Source organism: Streptomyces hokutonensis, assembly GCF_042751305.1.
Taxonomy (GTDB): domain Bacteria; phylum Actinomycetota; class Actinomycetes; order Streptomycetales; family Streptomycetaceae; genus Streptomyces; species Streptomyces hokutonensis_A.
On the sequence record NZ_JBHYWD010000015.1, the window covers coordinates 168,544 to 184,551 of the forward strand.

Below are 16,008 nucleotides of genomic sequence, written 5' to 3' on the forward strand. Positions count from 1 at the left end.
ACATGGCCGCCCCACACCGCAGCGCCTCCGGAGAAGCCGACGACACCCGGGGAATCGTCGACCCCGCCGAACTCCTCACCCGCGTCCACTTCCGCCGCCCCGAACCGGCGCCGCCCCTGCGCCCGTACATCGAGCACTACTGGCTGATCGACTGGGACCTCACCGAGCCCTACGTCTCCCACGTCGTCCCGCACCCGGCCGTGCACATCGTCTTCCAGCGACTGGCCGGCGAGGACGCCTTCGTCGAGATCGCGGGCATCCCGCACGGCCTCTTCGCCCAGAAACTGGAGGGGCGGGGGCGCGTGTGCGGGATCAAGTTCAGGCCCGGCGCCTTCCGGAGCGCCGTCCCCGACCGCCCGGTGTCCGAATGGACGGGCGCGCGGATACGGCAGCCCGAGGTGTTCCCGGACACCGACCCCGCCACCGTCCTCGACCCGCTCGACGAACGCGACCGCGTCGCCGCGCTCGACGCCTTCCTGCTCGCCCTCGACCTCCACCCCGACCCCCAGGCCGAACTGGCCACCGCCCTCGTCGACCGCGTCCGCACCGACCGCACGATCCGCCGCGTCACCGACTTCGCCCGCGCCGAGGGCCTGTCCGTACGACTGCTCCAGCGCCTCTTCGCCGCATACGTCGGCGTCGGCCCCAAGTGGGTCATCCTCCGCTACCGCATCCACGAGGCCCTCGAGCGCGCCGGCGCCGACGAACCCGTGGACTGGGCAGACCTCGCCGCCGACCTGGGCTACGCCGACCAGGCCCACCTGATCCGCGACTTCACGACGACGGTCGGGGTGTCGCCCGCGGCTTACGCACAGGGCCAGTCCTAGCCCGTGTCCGCACAGTCCCGCCTCCCCCTTGTTAATCCGGTTGACCCGACCGAGGGCACCCATGGATATTCGTCTGCGTGACGCAGATATTGCATGACGCAAACAAACCCGGCGAAGACCCTCCCCTCCCCGCCCGCACCCGCTGGGCGATCCTCGCCGTCGTCCTCGCCGCCGACGTCCTGGACCTCCTCGACTCGACGATCACCAACATCGCCGCCCCGACCATCACCCGGGACCTGGGCGGCGGCCCCGGCCTCGTCCAGTGGCTCGGCGCCTCCTACGCCCTCGCCCTCGGAGTGCTCCTCGTCCCCGGCGGACGGCTCGGCGACCGGTACGGCCGGCGGCGGCTCTTCCTCGTCGGACTCGCCGGGTTCGTCGCCGCCTCCCTGGCCTGCGGACTCGCCCCCGGCCCCGCCTTTCTCGTGATTGCCCGGCTGACGCAGGGCGCCTTCGGGGCACTCGTCGTCCCGCAGGGCTTCGGCATCCTCGGCGCCACCTGGCCCCGGGACCAGATCGGCAAGGCGTTCAGTCTGTTCGGGCCGGTCATGGGACTGTCGGCGGTGGGCGGGCCGATCCTCGCCGGGTTCCTCGTGGACGCCGATGTCGGCGGTCTCGGCTGGCGGTCCATGTTCCTCATCAACCTCCTCCTCGGCGGCGCCGCCCTGCTCGCCGCCCTACGTCTCCTCCCCCGCGACACCGGTGACGGCACCGCGCCCGTCGACGGCCCGGGCTCGGCGCTGATCGCGGGTGCGATGCTCGGTCTGCTCGGCGGGCTCATCGAGGGCTCGCAGCACGGCTGGACGGGACGCGCCCCCGCCCTGCTGCTGCTCGGCCTCGCCCTGTTCGCCGGGTTCTGCCACCGCCAGCGCACCGCTCCCGAACCGCTCATCCGGCCCTCGCTCCTCCACAACCGGGGCTTCACCGCCGGCCTGCTCCTCGGTGTCGTCGTCTTCGCGGCGGTCGCCGGACTCCTCTATGTCGTCTCCCTCTTCTTCCAACAGGGCCTCGGCCGCTCCCCCGCGGGCACCGCACTCGGCCTGATCCCCCTCTCCGCCGGGATCGTCGTCGCGTCGATCGCCTGCTACCGGCTCGTCCACCGCTTCGGCCGCCGGCTCGCCGCCACGGGCCTCCTGATCATCCTGGCGGGCTGCGGCTGCCTCGCCGCGCTGGTCGCCAACTCCGGTACGAGGGTGAGTGGTTGGGCTCTCGTGCCACCTCTCCTTCTGGTCGGGCTCGGTATGGGTACCTGCTTCGGCACGGTCTACGACGTCACCATCGGCGACATCGAACCGGCCGAGGCCGGCAGCGCGAGCGGTTCGCTCAACGCGGTGCAGCAACTGGCCAACGCGATCGGCGCGGCGGCCGTGACCACCGTGTACTTCAGGGCGGTCGGCGGCGGCGCTGCCCACGCCCTGCTGGTGAGCCTCGCCGTGGTCGGCGCGGCCGTCGCCCTGTGCCTGTGTCTCGTACGGCTGCTGCCGCGCACGGCACCGGAGGACCACGGTCACTGACGGCCGACGGGCCCGCTGATAGCTTTCGCTCCGGCCGGACGGCAGTGGGAAGCGTGCCCGGACGGGAGTGGGAAGAGAAGAGAGCCGCAGTGAACCGAACTCAGGCCCTGAACCGGTGGTTCACGGCGGACAACAACCCCGTCCAGATCTTCGGCACCGCCGTCGCCCTCACCGTCGGCGCGCTCGTCGTGCGGCCGGTCGGGACCTCGGGGACCGGGCTCGCGGTGCTGTGTCTGCTGGTCGTGGTGTCGCTGCTGCTGTGCACGCGGCTCATCCCCGAGGGGACGTTCTCACCCGGTGTGCAGCTCGCGGTGCTGTCTGCCTGGGCCCTCGGGGCTGCGGCGCTGATGAGCCTGGAGACCTCCGGGGCGTCGGCGCTGTTCGCCTACTTCGTGACCGGGCACGCCGGGTACCGTCTCGAAGCCCGCCGCGCGCTGCCCTTCGCGGCGCTCACCAGTGCCCTGTGCGCGGGCGCGCTGCTGCTGCCGTGGGGCGGCGGCACCTCGTGGATCGTGGGCGCCTTCACCGGTGTCAGTGTGCTGGTGGGTATCTCCAACCGGGCCCGCGCCGACGCGTTGCGCTCCGCGCGGGCCGCCGCCGAGCAGGCCGAGCTGGCCGCACGGGCCGTGGCGCGGGCGGAGGCGCTGGCCGAGCGGGCCCGGATCGCCCGGGACGTGCACGACGTACTGGCCCACTCGCTGGCCGGGGTGAACATGCAACTGGAGGTCACCGACGCCCTGTTGGAGTCCGGTGACGTCGACCGGGCCCGGCAGGCCGCCCAGCGGGCGCAGAGCCTGGTCCGCTCGGGGCTGACCGAGGTGCAGCGCACGGTCGGGGACCTGCGTGAGGACGCGCTGCCGCTGGTGGAGACGCTGCGCTCGCTGCTCGCGTCCGCCTCCGACGCCGGTACGCTGACCGTCGACGGGCCGCCGCGCGAACTGCCCGTCCGCCTCGCCCAGGTGATCGTGCGCTGCGCCCAGGAGGCGCTGACCAACGCGCACAAGTACGCGCCCGGCGCCCCGGTCCGCATGCGCCTGGAGTATCCGGAACAGTCCGCCGAGGAGACCGTCTTCGAGGTGGTGAACTCCGCGCCGCCGGCCGGTTCGCGGCCGTTGGCCGGTGCGGGGAGCGGGATGGGTCTGGTCGGGATGCGTGAGCGGCTCGACCTGGTGGGCGGCGCGGTGACGGCCGGGCCGATCGTGGACGGCGAGGACACAGGAGGCTGGCGAGTGCGTGTGGTGATCCCGGGATGAGCGACGAGCGGCAGGACCGACAGCAGCCTGTTGTCAGGGTGGTTGTGGCCGACGACCAGACCGCGGTGCGGGAGGCGCTGGCGACCGTACTGGATCTGCAGTCCGGTGTGGAGGTCGTGGCGACGGCGAAGGACGGCGGGGAGGCCGTGCGGGCGGCCGAGGAGCACACGCCCGATGTGATCCTGATGGATCTCAACATGCCCCGGGTGGACGGGGTGGAGGCCACCCGGCTGATCGGCGAGCGCTTCCCCGGGGTCGCCGTCGTGGTGCTCACCACCTTCGCCGACGAGGAGTACATCCTCGCCGCGCTCGGCGCCGGCGCCCGCGGCTACCTGACCAAGGAGTCCGGCCGGGAGGACATCACCCGCGCGGTGCGGGCGGCTGCCGCCGGGCAGTCCGTGCTCGACCCCGCCGTACGGGACCGGCTCGTCGCCGCCGCCGCGCGGGGCGGCGCCCCTGCCGAGCGGCCGGGCGCCGGACTGGCCGCGGACCTCACGCCCCGGGAGATCGAGGTCCTCACGCTGATCGGTGAGGGCCTGACCAACCGGGGTATCGCCGAGCGGCTGGTGGTGAGCGAGGCCACGGTGAAGACCCATATCAACAACCTCTTCTCCAAGGCTCATCTGCGGGACCGGGCGCATGCCGTGAAGTACGCGTTCATCCACGGACTGGTGAAGACCCCTGGGTGAGGGCCTGCCCCTGCGCTCCGGCCGGCGCGAGGAGGCGCACGCGGGCCAGGAGCAGGAACACCCGGGTGAGGACCATGGCCAGCGCCATGATGACGAAGAACGGCGCGATGGCGTCCTGGACTATGTGGTGCTCCGCCATGAACGTGCCCAGGTGGTCGCGGAACCAGGTGTTGTGCTCGGCGAGGTGGATGAACGCGACGCGCAGGCCGACCACCGCCGTCCAGATCGCGACGAACCCGACGCCGCAGCGGGTGTGGACCCTGCCCGAGGCCGGGTCCCGCTCCACACCGGTGGTGAGCGTGGCGACGACACCGCAGGCGAGCCCGATCGCGGCACCCACCAGATAGACCACGACGTCGACCTGCTGGCCGGGCATCCCCTTCAGATAGAAGTAGCCGATCGCGGACACCGTGCCGATCGGCATCAGCACCTTGTGCAGGTCGTACTTCCGGCGCCCGTACTGCGTCAGCATCATCACCGCGAAGATGCCCCCGCTGATCGTCAGCGCCTGCTCCATGTCCGTCATGACGTCCCACTCCTCGGTCTCCGGCGGTCGCCCCGCCACGCGTTTGCCTGAGATCGACTCTCCCGCCGAAGCCGGAAAAGCTCCCGGACCCACGGGTGGAAATCCGGGTGGAGACGCAGGGTGGAGGCTTCCCCCAGGGGCGGCTCGGGGGTCGGGCGCCAGGGGGCGAGGAGACGGAGGCCGTACGGAGACCACGGGGACCGAATCCCCTACGGCACCAGCACCAGTCGCCCCCGCACCCCGCCCTCCGCGAGTCGTGCGTGCGCCTCGGCCGCGTCCGCCAGGGGGTATGTGTCCGCCACCCGCAGGGTCAGTACGCCCTTCTCCACCAGGGCGACCAGTTCGGCGAGGCGGGTGCCGTCCGGGCTCACCTCCACCGCCCCGGTGCGCACCCCGCGCTCCGGGGCCGGCGCGGCCTGCGGGATCACCCCGGTGAACGCGCCCCCGGCCCGCACCCACGCCAGCGCCCGCTCCCCGAGGACCGCCGCGTCCAGCACCGCGTCGACGGTCCCCGCGGGCACGCCCTCACTGGTGAACTCGGCGGCGCCCAGGGCCCGTACGAACTCCTCGTCACCGGCGCGGGCGAGTCCGGTCACCAACACTCCACGCTGCGCGGCGAGTTGGACGGCGAAGGCGCCCACGGCACCCGCCGCGCCCGTGACCAGAAGTGTCTGACCCGGCGTCAACTCCAGTAGATCCAGGGCCTGTAGGGCGGTCAGCGCGTTGAGTGGGAGGGTGGCGGCATGGACCGCGTCCACTCCCTCCGGTGCCTTCGCGACCGCGTCCGCGTCGACGACGACGTACTCGGCGTGCGTGCCCAGCGGCTTGACCGCGCCGTAGTGCAGGGCGACCACCTCGTCGCCGACCTGCCACGCGGTCGCGGCGCCGGTCGCGTCCACCGTCCCGGCTACGTCCCAGCCCAGTCCAAGCCGTTCGCCCGCGCCCCCGAACGCGCCCGCTCGCACTCCCGCGTCCACCGGGTTGAGCGAGGCCGCCGCGACCTTGATCCGCACCTGCCGGGCGCCCGGCTCGGCAATTTCCGTCTCCACGACCCGAACCGCCTCGGGCCCGCCGAACGTCGTCACCACTGCAGCACGCATGCCGGACAGCTCCTCGTATGGGGTGTTCGCTTCGGTATCTCCTCAGCTGTCGACAACCCTAGGAAGAGCTACTATCCATCGGGAAGTAGTTACCCGAAGGTGCGTACCTACCCCGCAAGTGAGTGCAAGTGAACGGAGGCCACGGCCCATGGCGACCATGACAGCGGCCCAGAAGCGCGAACAGGCACGTGTCGAGTACGACGCGTTCATCCGCAGCTGCCCCACCAACCAGCTGCTGGACCGCATCAGCGACAAGTGGGTCAGCCTCGTCGTCGCCGCCCTGTCCCGCGGCCCGATGCGCTACAGCGACCTCGCCCGCAAGATCGCCGGCGTCAGCCCCAAGATGCTGACGCAGACGCTCCGTTCACTGGAACGCGACGGCATCCTCTCCCGCACGGTCACCCCGTCCGTCCCGGTCCGCGTCGACTACGAACTCACCCCGCTCGGCACCAGCCTGAGCATGCTCCTGCTCGCCGTGAAGGACTGGGCGGAGACCCACATCGAGGAAGTCCACGAGGCGCGTGGGCGCTACGACGGGGACGAATGACGGCGGGGCCGGCCCGGTGCCCGGAGCGCGAGCCACGCGCACAGCGCGGCCAGCGGCAGTTCGGCTCCCAGCGCCATCGTCGCCGCCGCGGCGAGGTCACCACCGGCGGCCGCGGTCGTGGTGTCGAACCAGGCGTCGACCACCAGCAGTGTCGCGGTCGCGGTGGCCGTGAGGACGTACCGCCGGTCGCCGCGGGCGGCGAGGACGCCGGTGGCGATCAGACCGGCCGCCTCCAGGGCGTCGAGCCCCACCCAGGCGACCGGCCAGTGTGCCGCCGTCGCGGTGTCCGGCAGCCCCGTCGCCAGCACGTACAGCCAGGGCAGCAGCGCGAACCCGCAGCCGCCCAGCAGCCACCCGACCCGGCCGACCAGCCGCGAGCCCGGCTCCGGCCGGACAAGGTCCGGGAGCGGAACGTCCTCCGTGCTCCCACCGCCTCCAGCCGTGAACTCCCGTGTCTCCAGGACCGGTTGACGCATGCTCTCGTTCCCCTCCCCGTGGGTGCTCTGCTCCATGACCTCCAGCCTCCGCCGCGCACCCGGGCGTCGTCAGTCACGCAGGTATCCGACCCGAGGTGGAGAAAAGTGCACCCCGGCACCGGGCGGAAACGTCATGGTCCGGGCAGTGGCCGCGGTTCTACTGTTCGGGCATGCCCTTGAAGACATGGCCACCGGGCCTTCTGCGGCGGCCGTTCCGGGGCGCGGGACGTGCGACCGCCTTCCACTGCGCCGGCATCGCGATCCAGTTCGCCGTGCTGCTGGTCCTGTCACTGCCCTGGATCTATTTCGTGCCGGTGGCGACCTGGGCCGTGACCGTCGCCCTCGTGGTGCCGTCGGCCGCCCTGGTGCTCGCCGGTCCGCTGCTCACCCGGGTGCAACGGGCCCGTTTCCGCGAGCGGATCGGCGTGGTCGTGCCCGCGCCCGCGGGCCTGTCGGAGCGGCCCGGACGGCAGGGCATCCGGCGGTGGCTGAGCTCGCCCCTGGGCCGCCGCCAGTTGCGCTACCACCTGCTCGACGGTCCGCTGCACGCGCTCGGCGGGCTGCTGGTGCTGACGCTGTGGGCGGTGGGAGCCACGGCCACCTCGGTCCATGTGTGGCTGTGGGTGTTCCCGTGGCAGGAACGGGCGGAGAACGCGGGCTACTCGGTGAAGGGGACGTACGTCACCGCCGCGGCGGTCACCGTCGCAGGCGTCGCCTTGCTCTGCGCGACCGCCTGGCTGGCGAAGTGGCTGGCCCGCCACGACACCCGCGCGGCACGGGCGCTGCTCGGGCCGAGCCGGGAGGAGGAACTGACCCGACGGGTGGCCGACCTCGCCGAGAGCCGCGCCGGCGTGGTCGACGCGGCCGACGCCGAGCGGCGGCGGATCGAACGCGACCTGCACGACGGCGCACAGCAGCGACTGGTGGCGCTCGCCGTCAACCTCGGCCTCGCCAGGGCCACCCTCGGTGACCTTCCGGAGGAGGCCCGCAAGGTGATCGACGAGGCGCACCGCGAGGCGAAGGAGGCGATCTCCGAGCTGAACGACCTGGTGCGCGGCCTGCATCCGGCGGTCCTGGAGGACCGCGGCCTCGACGCCGCCCTCTCCGGTGTCGCCGCCCGTATCCCCCTGCCGGTGCGGCTGTCGGTGAGTCTGGAGCAACGCCCGTCGCCCACCGTCGAGGCGGTCGCGTACTTCGTGGTCTCCGAGACCCTGACGAACGTGGTCAAACACGCCCGGGCCTCGCGGGCCGACGTGACCGTCGGGCAGAAGAACGGGACACTGTCGATCGCCGTCACGGACGACGGCGTGGGAGGCGCGGATGTCTCGGGCGACTCGGGCACCGGGCTCGCGGGACTCGCCAAGCGCGTGGCGTCGGTCGACGGCACGTTCTCCTGCCGCAGCCCCCTCGGGGGCCCGACCGTCGTAGCCGTGGAGCTGCCGTGCGCGCCGTGATCGCCGAGGATTCCGTCCTGCTGCGGATCGGGGTGGTCAAGGTGCTGGAGCGGGCCGGCTTCGAGGTGTGCGCCGAGGTGGCCGACGCGGAAGGGCTGCTGGCGGCGGTCGAGGAGCACCGGCCGGACCTCGCCGTGGTCGATGTCCGCATGCCGCCCGGCTTCACCGACGAGGGGGTACGGGCCGCCCTCGTGATCCGCCGGCAGTGGCCGGACACCTCCGTGCTGCTGCTGTCGCAGTACGTGGAGGAGCGGTACGCGGCCGATCTCCTCGCCGCCAACACGTCCGGCGTCGGCTACCTGCTCAAGCAACGGATCGCCGACGTCGAGGAGTTCGCGGAGTCGGCACGCAGAGTGGCGGCCGGCGGCACCGCGCTGGACCCGCAGGTCGTCGCGCAACTGCTGGTACGCCGCCACAGCGATCCGCTCGACCGGCTGACACCGCGCGAGCGCGAGGTGCTGGAGCTGATGGCGGGCGGCCGGTCCAACGCCGGGATCGCGGCCGAACTCACGGTCGGCGACAGCGCGGTGGCCAAGCACATCAACAGCATCTTCACCAAACTCGACCTGCCCAGGGCCGACGCCGACCACCGCCGGGTCCTGGCCGTCCTCCGCTTCCTCGGCCTGGCGGCTGCCTAGGCCCTCCCGACCGGACAGGCCCTAGACCTCCCCCGCCCGCAGCCGCGCGATCTGCCGCCCGCTGAACTCCACCGTCCGCCTCATGTGCCCGACGATCACGGCGAGTTCGGCGTCGGCGAGGTCGTCGAAGAGTGTGAACCAGCCACCGCCCAGCCGGTTCCACATCCGGCCGAACTCGGTGATCTTCTCCGGGACGGTCGCCACCAGGACCCGCCGCCGGTCCTCCGCGTCCCGCTCCCGGACGACGTACCCCGCCCGCTCCAGCCGGTCCACGAGCCGCGTCGCCGACCCGGTCGTCAGCCCGGTCAGCTCGGCGATCCGGCCCGTCGTCACCGGGCCCGCCTCCAGCGTGAGCAGGTTCAGGCACTGCAGATCGGTGGGGTGCAGCCCCAGGCGGTCGGCGACGGCCTGGTTGAACAGGGCGTACGACGCCATGTACCGGCGCGAGACGGTGGACAACTCGTCCAGCAGCCGCGCCCGCGCGTTCCCGGACATGTCGAACCCCTCGTCGCCTGTGCCGTGCGGAGATCGAGATCGTACGACGAGCTCGGCCAAGTGGCTCAGGGGTACTACGGGCGTGGCTCAGAAGTAGTAGCTGTCACCGGTGTCGAGGACGAGCACCCGCTGCTGGTCGTTGGCCCGGTTCCCGTCCACCGCGCCGCCGCCCCACACCGTGTCCAGCTCCAGCAGCACCTCGGAGGACGCGTCCCGCAGCCGTACCCGCAGCTCGATCCGCTCACCCACCTCGTCCGCCGCGAGCGCCCCCGTCCGGCACACCACCACCCGCTCCCCCGACCGCGCGCACCCCTCCGGCAGCGTCTGCCGGTCCGCGAGCGGCTTCGACCAGCGCAGCCGTACGGTCGCGTCGGGGACGGCGGACGGACCGTGGTTGCGCGGGGTGAACCGCACGTCGATCCGGCCGGCGGTCATCGCGACGGAGCCGTGGTACGAGAGATCCGCCTCCGGAGCCGACGAGTCGGGAAGACCGGGCGCCGCTCCCATCACCGCGAACGCGGCACCCACTACGGCACCGACCCGTAGTACCCGTACGACTTCCCGCATGCCACCCACTCCTCAGTACATCCGTAGGCCATCGTGGTCGTACGGATGTATCCCACGCGGAGCACGCGACAGGCGCCGTCCATCAGGTGACACCCGTGTGGTCGGGTGACGGCCGTGTGATGGGGTGGCGGTCATGCTCGTACTTCGTTCCGCGGCCCTCTTCGTCCTCGCCGCCGTCTTCGAGATCGGCGGCGCCTGGCTGGTCTGGCAGGGGGTGCGCGAACACCGCGGCTGGTTGTGGATCGGCGGCGGGGTCATGGCCCTCGGCGTGTACGGCTTCGTCGCCACCTTCCAGCCCGACGCTCACTTCGGCCGCATCCTCGCGGCGTACGGCGGGATCTTCGTCGCCGGGTCACTGGCCTGGGGCGCGGTCGCGGACGGCTACCGGCCCGACCGCTGGGACATCACCGGCGCCCTGATCTGCCTGGCCGGGATGGCCGTGATCATGTGGGCACCGCGCGGAAACTGAGCCGCCGCCGGGCCCGCCTATCCTGGACGGAGTCGTACACACGGAGTCGTACGCACGAACCAGTTGATCCCTCCCGAGGAGCAGCCCATGGCCACCGCCGCACCGTCCGCCGCCTCCCGTATCGCGGTCGTCACCGGGGCGAGCGGCGGAATCGGCGCCGCCACGGCCCGCAGGCTCGCCGCGGCCGGTTACCGCGTCGTCCTCACCGCCCGCCGCAAGGACCGTATCGAGGCGCTGGCCGAGGAGATCAACAAGGCGGGCCACAAGGCGACGGCGTACGAGCTCGACGTCACCGACCGGGACGCGGTCGACGAGTTCGCGACCGCCTTCAAGACGATCGGCGTGCTGGTCAACAACGCGGGCGGCGCGCTCGGCGCCGACCCGGTCGCGACCGGCGACCCCGCCGACTGGCGCACGATGTACGAGACGAACGTCCTCGGCACGCTGAACGTCACCCAGGCCCTGCTCCCCGCCCTCACCGCCAGCGGCGACGGCACGGTCGTGGTCGTCTCCTCCACGGCGGGCCACGGCACGTACGAGGGCGGCGCGGGCTATGTCGCCGCCAAGCACGGCGCCCATGTCCTCGCCGAGACACTGCGCCTGGAGATCGTCGGCACCCCGGTCCGGGTCATCGAGATCGCGCCCGGCATGGTCAAGACGGACGAGTTCGCGCTGACCCGGTTCGGCGGGGACGCGGAGAAGGCGGCGAAGGTCTACGCGGGCGTCGCCGAGCCGCTCACGGCGGACGACGTGGCCGACACGATCTCCTGGGCGGTCACCCGCCCCAGCCACGTCAACATCGACCTCCTCGTCGTCCGCCCGCGCGCCCAGGCCTCGAACACCAAGGTGCACCGGGAGCTGTGATGCCGGACGAGGAGGGACGCCCGGACAACTCCCAAGAGGCCCTGGACAAGCGCCGGCTGGCCGAGGAGACCAGGAACGAGCGCAAGGTCTGGTACTTCCTCGCCTACTTCCTCTTCGGCATCCACATCGTCGCGTTCGTGATGATCTACGCGGTGACGCACGCGCCGAACAAGTGAGGGGCGGCCTTCAGGCCTTCAGACCTGATCGCCGTTCCCGTTCAGGAGCTCGCTCGCCGAGCGGTGGACCTTCCGCAAGGCGCTGAGCAGGGCCGCGCGTTCGGCGTCGGTGAGGTCCGCGGTGACCCGCTCCTCGATCAACTGCCGTTCCGCCTCGACCGGTTCGCGCAGCGCGCGCGTTTGTGATCCTCGGATCCGCCGACGTCAAAGGCCCTTCAGGACACGATCAAGTGCGGACCGGCCCACGGGCCCCCAGTTCGACTTTCCGCCGGGCAGACCAAGGTCGCCGTTACGCCCCATCGACATCAGGAACAGGCTCTTCATCGCGGCCAGCCCGCGCGCCCGTCGCACCGCCGCCTCGTCCGCCCGCGCGTACCGGTCGAAGAACCGTGCGGCGCCACCCGCCGGGAGCAGCAGCCACGCGGCCACCAGATCCCACGCCGGGTCGCCGGCGAAGAGCGCGCCGAAGTCGACGACACCTGCCAGCGTCCCGTCCGCGACGACGACGTTCGCGGGATGCAGGTCGCCGTGCACCCACGCCGGTGCGCCCTCCCACTCCGGGGCCGCCACAGCCTCTCCCCAGACGTCACGGATTGCGTCGGCGAGGTCGGCGGGGGCGGCTTGGAAGAAGTGCTCGAAACCGTCCGTGCAGTGCTTGGGGTGGGCGCCGAAGTCTGCGGAGGCCGGTGCGTCGGCGGGTGCCTCCACGTGCAGCGCGCCGAGGAAATCGGCCAGTGTGTCGGCCGCGTGGTCGCCGCGAGTGATCGAGCCGTGGTCCAGCGGCGTGCCCTCGACCCACGTCATCACGGTCCACATCTTGGGGAAACGCTCGGACGGCACACCGTCCCGCAGGGGCACCGGAATCGGCAGCGGCAGGCGCGGGGCCAGCACCGGCAGCCACCGGCGCTCCTTGAGCTGCGGATCGGGGCTCGTGTCCATCCGCTGCATCCGAACGGCCAACTCGTCCCCGAGCCGCCACATCTGATTGCCCCAACCACCCACAACTTCACGGATGGGCAACTCGGCCAGATCCGGATGCTGCTCCCGAAGCAGGCCGCGCACCAGGTCCTCGCTGATCTCCTTCTCGGATTCGATCATGCGGAGCCACAGTACGGGAGGTGGCCGGAGGCCCGCCACGCATCTCTGGATTCACCCACAAGGAGGAACCGTATCGATCACCAGCACGCCGTCCGAACGGTCGATCCAGGCTCGCGCCACAACATCAACACGACGGCCCTCGACCGGGACGGCAATCCCGACCGAGGGCCTGACCAGCACGGAAGTGGAGCTTCCCTGTGGCTGATTGCGAGCCTATCGCTCACCGGTTCATGGACCTGTCAGTCCCTGAGTACGCGTACATGTTCGGGTTCTTGCAGGCGGACGGGCACCTCCAGCAAGGGGCCGGACAAAAGGGCCCTCTGTCCGTCGAACTCAACGCGCGGGACATCGATCTACTGCGCGAGTTCCAGAAACTGACGCCGTACTACAGCAGCGTCCGCGAGCGCACACGGTCCACGAACTTCGCCGAGACGCACACTCGGCGGTCTGGAGTCTCTGCCCCCTCGAAGCCAGGACCAAGATCAACGAACTCGGGCTGCCTTACGGTCGCAAGTCCAAGAGCGTCGCTCCTCCTACAGGCGAGTTCTCAAGTCGCGACTACCTCCGAGGACTCATCGACGCAGACGGTTCGGTGGGGCACACGAACAAGGGCACCCCCTTCATCTCTCTGATCTACGGCCAGCACAGCCATTGGCACTTACCTGTGCTTCTACGCATGGCAGATCACAGGTGTCGATCGCCATTCGCGGCGCAACCAGCGGGACGGCGTCTACAACATCACCCACGTGGGCAAGGCTGCCCGCTCTCTGACTGAGCACCTCTACTACTCGAACCGCCTGTCGCTGAAGCGCAAGCAGTCAGCTGCCGATAGCGTCGCGGCCTGGGTCCGTCCGGCCGGCAGGAAGCCAGGGCCGGAGCGGATCCAATGGACTTCCGACAAAGACAGGATCCTGCTCTCCGCGCCAACAGTCGACGACGCCTGCGCCGAGTTGGGCCATTCTCGGAACGCGTGCCGAGCGCGGCTCACGAAACTGCTCGAAGGCATGGTGCCTCTACCCAACTGAACAGCACGGTGGGGCACGGCTCCTCCGCCGCGCCCCACCGATGTAGCTAACCCTTCACGCACACAACCTGCTTCAGCTTGGCCACGACCTCCACGAGGTCCCGCTGCTGATCGATGACCTGCTCGATCGGCTTGTACGCGCCAGGGATCTCGTCCACGACGCCGGAGTCCTTGCGGCACTCCACACCCCGCGTCTGCTCCTCCAGGTCCTTGGTCGAGAAACGGCGCTTGGCCGCGTTGCGGCTCATACGGCGACCGGCGCCGTGGGAGGCCGAGTTGAAGGCCTTCTCGTTGCCGAGGCCCTTCACGATGTACGAACCCGTGCCCATCGAGCCCGGGATGATCCCGTACTCGCCGGAACCGGCGCGGATCGCTCCCTTACGGGTGACGAGCAGGTCCATGCCCTCGTACCGCTCCTCGCTCACGTAGTTGTGGTGACACGAGATCTCCGGCTCGAAGGCCGGCTTCGCCTTCTTGAACTCCTTGCGGATCACGTCCTTCAGGAGCGCCATCATGAGGGTGCGGTTGTACTTCGCGTACTCCTGCGCCCAGAACAGGTCGTTGCGGTACGCCGCCATCTGCGGGGTGTCCGCGATGAAGACGGCGAGGTCGCGGTCGACCAGCCCCTGGTTGTGCGGGAGCTTCTGCGCCGTGCCGATGTGGTGCTCGGCCAGTTCCTTGCCGATGTTGCGGGATCCGGAGTGGAGCATGAGCCACACATCCCCCTGCATATCTATGCAGACCTCGGTAAAATGATTCCCTCCGCCGAGCGTCCCCATCTGCTTCGCAGCCCGCTCCTCCCGGAACTTCACCGCATCCGCAACCCCCTCGAACCGCCCCCAGAAGTCGTCCCACCCCGCAGTCGCGAACCCATGCATCCGCCCCGGATCGACCGGACTGTCATGCATCCCCCGCCCCACCGGAATCGCCTGCTCGATCTTCGAGCGCAGGCGGGACAGGTCGCCGGGGAGGTCGTTGGCCGTGAGGGAGGTCTTGACCGCGGACATTCCGCAGCCGATGTCCACGCCCACCGCGGCCGGGCAGACCGCGCCCTGCATGGCGATGACGGAGCCGACCGTCGCGCCCTTGCCGTAGTGGACGTCGGGCATGACGGCGAGGCCCTTGATCCAGGGGAGGGTGGCGACGTTGCGGAGTTGCTGGAGGGCGCCCTCCTCGACCGACGCCGGGTCGGTCCACATGCGGATGGGAACCTTCGCGCCCGGTATCTCTACGTATGACATTTCGTCCTCATTCCCCCGAAAAACAGCAGAAGTCTAAAATCGCAAAACCGTCGCCAAGGTCAACGAAAGGGACACCGGACCGGCGTTCACGGCTGTGCGTGCGATACACATTGTCTCCAGGGGGTCCCCCGGTGCGGCAAGCGATTAACCAGCGGGGACACTGGCAGGACCCTTGATCATCGTCCAGAGCCCTTGATCGTCGTCGAGAGGAGCCCGTCCGTGCAGCGGAAGGCATACGTACCCGGCGCCGCCGCGCTCCTCGTGGCGCTGCTGGCCAGCTGCACGAGCGGTTCGGGCAGTGGGGGTACCACGGACGACGCCAATCCGGGCGACGCCGGTACGGCTACCGCGGCGGCCCAGCCGGGCAAGTACCGCACGCTTCCGGAGCCCTGCGGCGCGGTCGGCCAGAGCACGCTGGACTCGCTGCTCCCGGGCATCAAGCAGATCACGGACGCGGAGCAGCGCGCGGCGGCCTACGCGGGCGAGGCGACGCTGACGTACGACACGGACCGCAAGGTGGGCTGTCGTTGGAAGGTGGAGTCCACGGACGCGACCGACCATCTGCTGGTCGACTTCGAGCGGGTGGTGTCGTACGACAACGCCGTGAGCGACGACAGCCAGGCGAAGGCGATCTTCGCGACGAAGGAGACGGCGGCGGATCTTCCCGAGCCGGCCGCCGGCACGACGACGACGACGACGGACTCCGCGTCCCCCTCTACGTCCCCCACCCCCTCCTCCTCCGCGTCCTCCTCCTCCGCGTCCTCCTCGGTCTCCGCCTCCCCCTCCGACTCCACCACCCCGTCCGCCCTCCAGCCCCGCACGCTCTCCGGTCTCGGTGACGAGGCGTTCCTCGACGACGCGTTGAGCAGCTCCGGTTCGACGGCCAAGCAGCGGACGGTGACTGTGGTGTTTCGCACGTCCAACGTCATTGTGACCATCGAGTACGAGGAGCAGCCGGCGACGGTCGGCGTGGTCCCGGACAGTCAGAAGATGCAGGACAGGGCGCGGAAACTGGCCGCGCAACTGGCCGACTCGCTCAACGGTTAGGGGCTC

20 protein-coding genes are annotated in these 16,008 nt (G+C 70.8%); 12 read left to right on the forward strand and 8 right to left on the reverse strand.

The window, feature by feature from the left end; genetic code table 11:
• Window positions 1-2: 2 nt before the first annotated feature.
• From ACFXC1_RS33765 to ACFXC1_RS33780, 4 genes are all read left to right on the forward strand, one after another.
• Window positions 3-827 (forward strand): DUF6597 domain-containing transcriptional factor, encoded by an 825-nt coding sequence (locus tag ACFXC1_RS33765; RefSeq protein ID WP_381250037.1) that lies wholly within the window; start codon window positions 3-5, stop codon window positions 825-827.
• Window positions 828-904: 77 nt separating this feature from the next.
• Entirely contained in the window at window positions 905-2,338 is a 1,434-nt protein-coding gene (locus ACFXC1_RS33770; protein WP_381250039.1) for an MFS transporter, read from the forward strand.
• Between the two features lie 89 nt (window positions 2,339-2,427).
• Window positions 2,428-3,591, forward strand: coding sequence for a sensor histidine kinase (locus tag ACFXC1_RS33775; RefSeq protein WP_381250042.1), 1,164 nt, complete (start codon window positions 2,428-2,430; stop codon window positions 3,589-3,591).
• Window positions 3,588-4,280, forward strand: a complete 693-nt coding sequence (locus ACFXC1_RS33780) for a response regulator transcription factor (protein ID WP_381250045.1) — start codon at window positions 3,588-3,590, stop codon at window positions 4,278-4,280. The genes ACFXC1_RS33775 and ACFXC1_RS33780 overlap by 4 nt, the downstream gene beginning before the upstream one ends.
• Here ACFXC1_RS33780 and ACFXC1_RS33785 read toward each other — a convergent pair.
• Window positions 4,249-4,806 carry a hypothetical protein gene (locus ACFXC1_RS33785; protein WP_381250047.1) on the reverse strand — a complete coding sequence of 186 codons (558 nt, stop codon included), beginning with the start codon at window positions 4,804-4,806 and terminating at the stop codon, window positions 4,249-4,251. The genes ACFXC1_RS33780 and ACFXC1_RS33785 overlap by 32 nt on opposite strands.
• Window positions 4,807-5,015: 209 nt before the next feature.
• A complete protein-coding gene (locus ACFXC1_RS33790; protein WP_381250050.1) occupies window positions 5,016-5,906 on the reverse strand; it encodes an NADP-dependent oxidoreductase in 891 nt (296 codons plus the stop codon).
• A gap of 148 nt (window positions 5,907-6,054) precedes the next feature.
• Here ACFXC1_RS33790 and ACFXC1_RS33795 point away from each other — a divergent pair, with 148 nt between their 5' ends.
• Window positions 6,055-6,453, forward strand: coding sequence for a winged helix-turn-helix transcriptional regulator (locus ACFXC1_RS33795; protein ID WP_381250053.1), 399 nt, complete (start codon window positions 6,055-6,057; stop codon window positions 6,451-6,453).
• Here the strand turns inward: ACFXC1_RS33795 and ACFXC1_RS33800 are convergent.
• On the reverse strand, window positions 6,435-6,965 hold the full coding sequence (locus ACFXC1_RS33800) for a hypothetical protein (protein WP_381250056.1): 531 nt from the start codon (window positions 6,963-6,965) through the stop codon (window positions 6,435-6,437). The genes ACFXC1_RS33795 and ACFXC1_RS33800 overlap by 19 nt on opposite strands.
• 134 nt (window positions 6,966-7,099) lie before the next feature.
• Between ACFXC1_RS33800 and ACFXC1_RS33805 the strand changes: the two genes are divergently transcribed.
• Both ACFXC1_RS33805 and ACFXC1_RS33810 read left to right on the forward strand, forming a co-directional pair.
• Window positions 7,100-8,383, forward strand: a complete 1,284-nt coding sequence (locus tag ACFXC1_RS33805) for a sensor histidine kinase (RefSeq protein ID WP_381250059.1) — start codon at window positions 7,100-7,102, stop codon at window positions 8,381-8,383.
• Window positions 8,371-9,021 carry a response regulator transcription factor gene (locus ACFXC1_RS33810; protein ID WP_381250061.1) on the forward strand — a complete coding sequence of 217 codons (651 nt, stop codon included), beginning with the start codon at window positions 8,371-8,373 and terminating at the stop codon, window positions 9,019-9,021. Before ACFXC1_RS33805 ends, ACFXC1_RS33810 begins: the two co-directional genes overlap by 13 nt.
• A 21-nt stretch (window positions 9,022-9,042) precedes the next feature.
• Here ACFXC1_RS33810 and ACFXC1_RS33815 read toward each other — a convergent pair whose 3' ends face one another.
• Together ACFXC1_RS33815 and ACFXC1_RS33820 are read right to left on the reverse strand one after the other, a co-directional pair.
• The gene (locus ACFXC1_RS33815; protein ID WP_359609076.1) at window positions 9,043-9,516 is read right to left on the reverse strand and encodes a MarR family winged helix-turn-helix transcriptional regulator; all 474 of its coding nucleotides are present in this window, start codon (window positions 9,514-9,516) and stop codon (window positions 9,043-9,045) included.
• An 87-nt stretch (window positions 9,517-9,603) separates the two neighbouring features.
• Window positions 9,604-10,083, reverse strand: coding sequence for a hypothetical protein (locus ACFXC1_RS33820; RefSeq protein WP_381250064.1), 480 nt, complete (start codon window positions 10,081-10,083; stop codon window positions 9,604-9,606).
• A 133-nt stretch (window positions 10,084-10,216) separates the two neighbouring features.
• Between ACFXC1_RS33820 and ACFXC1_RS33825 the strand changes: the two genes are divergently transcribed.
• The 3 genes from ACFXC1_RS33825 (at window position 10,217) to ACFXC1_RS33835 (ending at window position 11,592) form a co-directional block, all read left to right on the forward strand.
• Window positions 10,217-10,552: a YnfA family protein gene (locus ACFXC1_RS33825; RefSeq protein ID WP_019075857.1), complete on the forward strand. Its 336-nt coding sequence runs from the start codon at window positions 10,217-10,219 to the stop codon at window positions 10,550-10,552.
• Between the two features lie 87 nt (window positions 10,553-10,639).
• Window positions 10,640-11,416 (forward strand): SDR family NAD(P)-dependent oxidoreductase, encoded by a 777-nt coding sequence (locus ACFXC1_RS33830; protein ID WP_381250068.1) that lies wholly within the window; start codon window positions 10,640-10,642, stop codon window positions 11,414-11,416.
• Window positions 11,416-11,592, forward strand: a complete 177-nt coding sequence (locus ACFXC1_RS33835) for a hypothetical protein (RefSeq protein WP_381250070.1) — start codon at window positions 11,416-11,418, stop codon at window positions 11,590-11,592. Before ACFXC1_RS33830 ends, ACFXC1_RS33835 begins: the two co-directional genes overlap by 1 nt.
• 18 nt (window positions 11,593-11,610) lie before the next feature.
• Here ACFXC1_RS33835 and ACFXC1_RS33840 read toward each other — a convergent pair whose 3' ends face one another.
• Entirely contained in the window at window positions 11,611-11,733 is a 123-nt protein-coding gene (locus tag ACFXC1_RS33840; RefSeq protein WP_381250072.1) for a hypothetical protein, read from the reverse strand.
• A gap of 63 nt (window positions 11,734-11,796) precedes the next feature.
• Window positions 11,797-12,690, reverse strand: a complete 894-nt coding sequence (locus ACFXC1_RS33845) for an aminoglycoside phosphotransferase family protein (protein ID WP_381250075.1) — start codon at window positions 12,688-12,690, stop codon at window positions 11,797-11,799.
• Between the two features lie 746 nt (window positions 12,691-13,436).
• On the opposite strand from ACFXC1_RS33845, the gene ACFXC1_RS33850 reads away from it, so the two are divergent.
• Window positions 13,437-13,715 carry a hypothetical protein gene (locus ACFXC1_RS33850; protein ID WP_381250078.1) on the forward strand — a complete coding sequence of 93 codons (279 nt, stop codon included), beginning with the start codon at window positions 13,437-13,439 and terminating at the stop codon, window positions 13,713-13,715.
• Between the two features lie 46 nt (window positions 13,716-13,761).
• Here the strand turns inward: ACFXC1_RS33850 and ACFXC1_RS33855 are convergent, their stop codons facing one another.
• The gene (locus ACFXC1_RS33855) at window positions 13,762-14,955 is read right to left on the reverse strand and encodes an RtcB family protein (protein WP_019075865.1); all 1,194 of its coding nucleotides are present in this window, start codon (window positions 14,953-14,955) and stop codon (window positions 13,762-13,764) included.
• Window positions 14,956-15,174: 219 nt separating this feature from the next.
• Here ACFXC1_RS33855 and ACFXC1_RS33860 point away from each other — a divergent pair, with 219 nt between their 5' ends.
• Complete coding sequence (locus ACFXC1_RS33860) at window positions 15,175-16,002, forward strand: DUF3558 domain-containing protein (RefSeq protein ID WP_381250081.1); 828 nt, start codon at window positions 15,175-15,177, stop codon at window positions 16,000-16,002.
• The last annotated feature ends 6 nt before the right edge of the window (window positions 16,003-16,008 follow it).

Bases quoted from the DNA above. Each gene is read 5' to 3' on its own strand.
- ACFXC1_RS33780 (WP_381250045.1), top strand. From the start codon at position 3,588: ATGAGCGACGAGCGGCAGGACCGACAGCAGCCTGTTGTCAGGGTGGTT.
- ACFXC1_RS33785 (WP_381250047.1), bottom strand. From the start codon at position 4,806: ATGACGGACATGGAGCAGGCGCTGACGATCAGCGGGGGCATCTTCGCG.
- ACFXC1_RS33830 (WP_381250068.1), top strand. From the start codon at position 10,640: ATGGCCACCGCCGCACCGTCCGCCGCCTCCCGTATCGCGGTCGTCACC.
- ACFXC1_RS33790 (WP_381250050.1), bottom strand. From the start codon at position 5,906: ATGCGTGCTGCAGTGGTGACGACGTTCGGCGGGCCCGAGGCGGTTCGG.
- ACFXC1_RS33800 (WP_381250056.1), bottom strand. From the start codon at position 6,965: ATGGAGCAGAGCACCCACGGGGAGGGGAACGAGAGCATGCGTCAACCG.
- ACFXC1_RS33815 (WP_359609076.1), bottom strand. From the start codon at position 9,516: ATGTCCGGGAACGCGCGGGCGCGGCTGCTGGACGAGTTGTCCACCGTC.
- ACFXC1_RS33820 (WP_381250064.1), bottom strand. From the start codon at position 10,083: ATGCGGGAAGTCGTACGGGTACTACGGGTCGGTGCCGTAGTGGGTGCC.
- ACFXC1_RS33805 (WP_381250059.1), top strand. From the start codon at position 7,100: ATGCCCTTGAAGACATGGCCACCGGGCCTTCTGCGGCGGCCGTTCCGG.
- ACFXC1_RS33825 (WP_019075857.1), top strand. From the start codon at position 10,217: ATGCTCGTACTTCGTTCCGCGGCCCTCTTCGTCCTCGCCGCCGTCTTC.
- ACFXC1_RS33845 (WP_381250075.1), bottom strand. From the start codon at position 12,690: ATGATCGAATCCGAGAAGGAGATCAGCGAGGACCTGGTGCGCGGCCTG.
- ACFXC1_RS33765 (WP_381250037.1), top strand. From the start codon at position 3: ATGGCCGCCCCACACCGCAGCGCCTCCGGAGAAGCCGACGACACCCGG.
- ACFXC1_RS33855 (WP_019075865.1), bottom strand. From the start codon at position 14,955: ATGTCATACGTAGAGATACCGGGCGCGAAGGTTCCCATCCGCATGTGG.
- ACFXC1_RS33795 (WP_381250053.1), top strand. From the start codon at position 6,055: ATGGCGACCATGACAGCGGCCCAGAAGCGCGAACAGGCACGTGTCGAG.
- ACFXC1_RS33835 (WP_381250070.1), top strand. From the start codon at position 11,416: ATGCCGGACGAGGAGGGACGCCCGGACAACTCCCAAGAGGCCCTGGAC.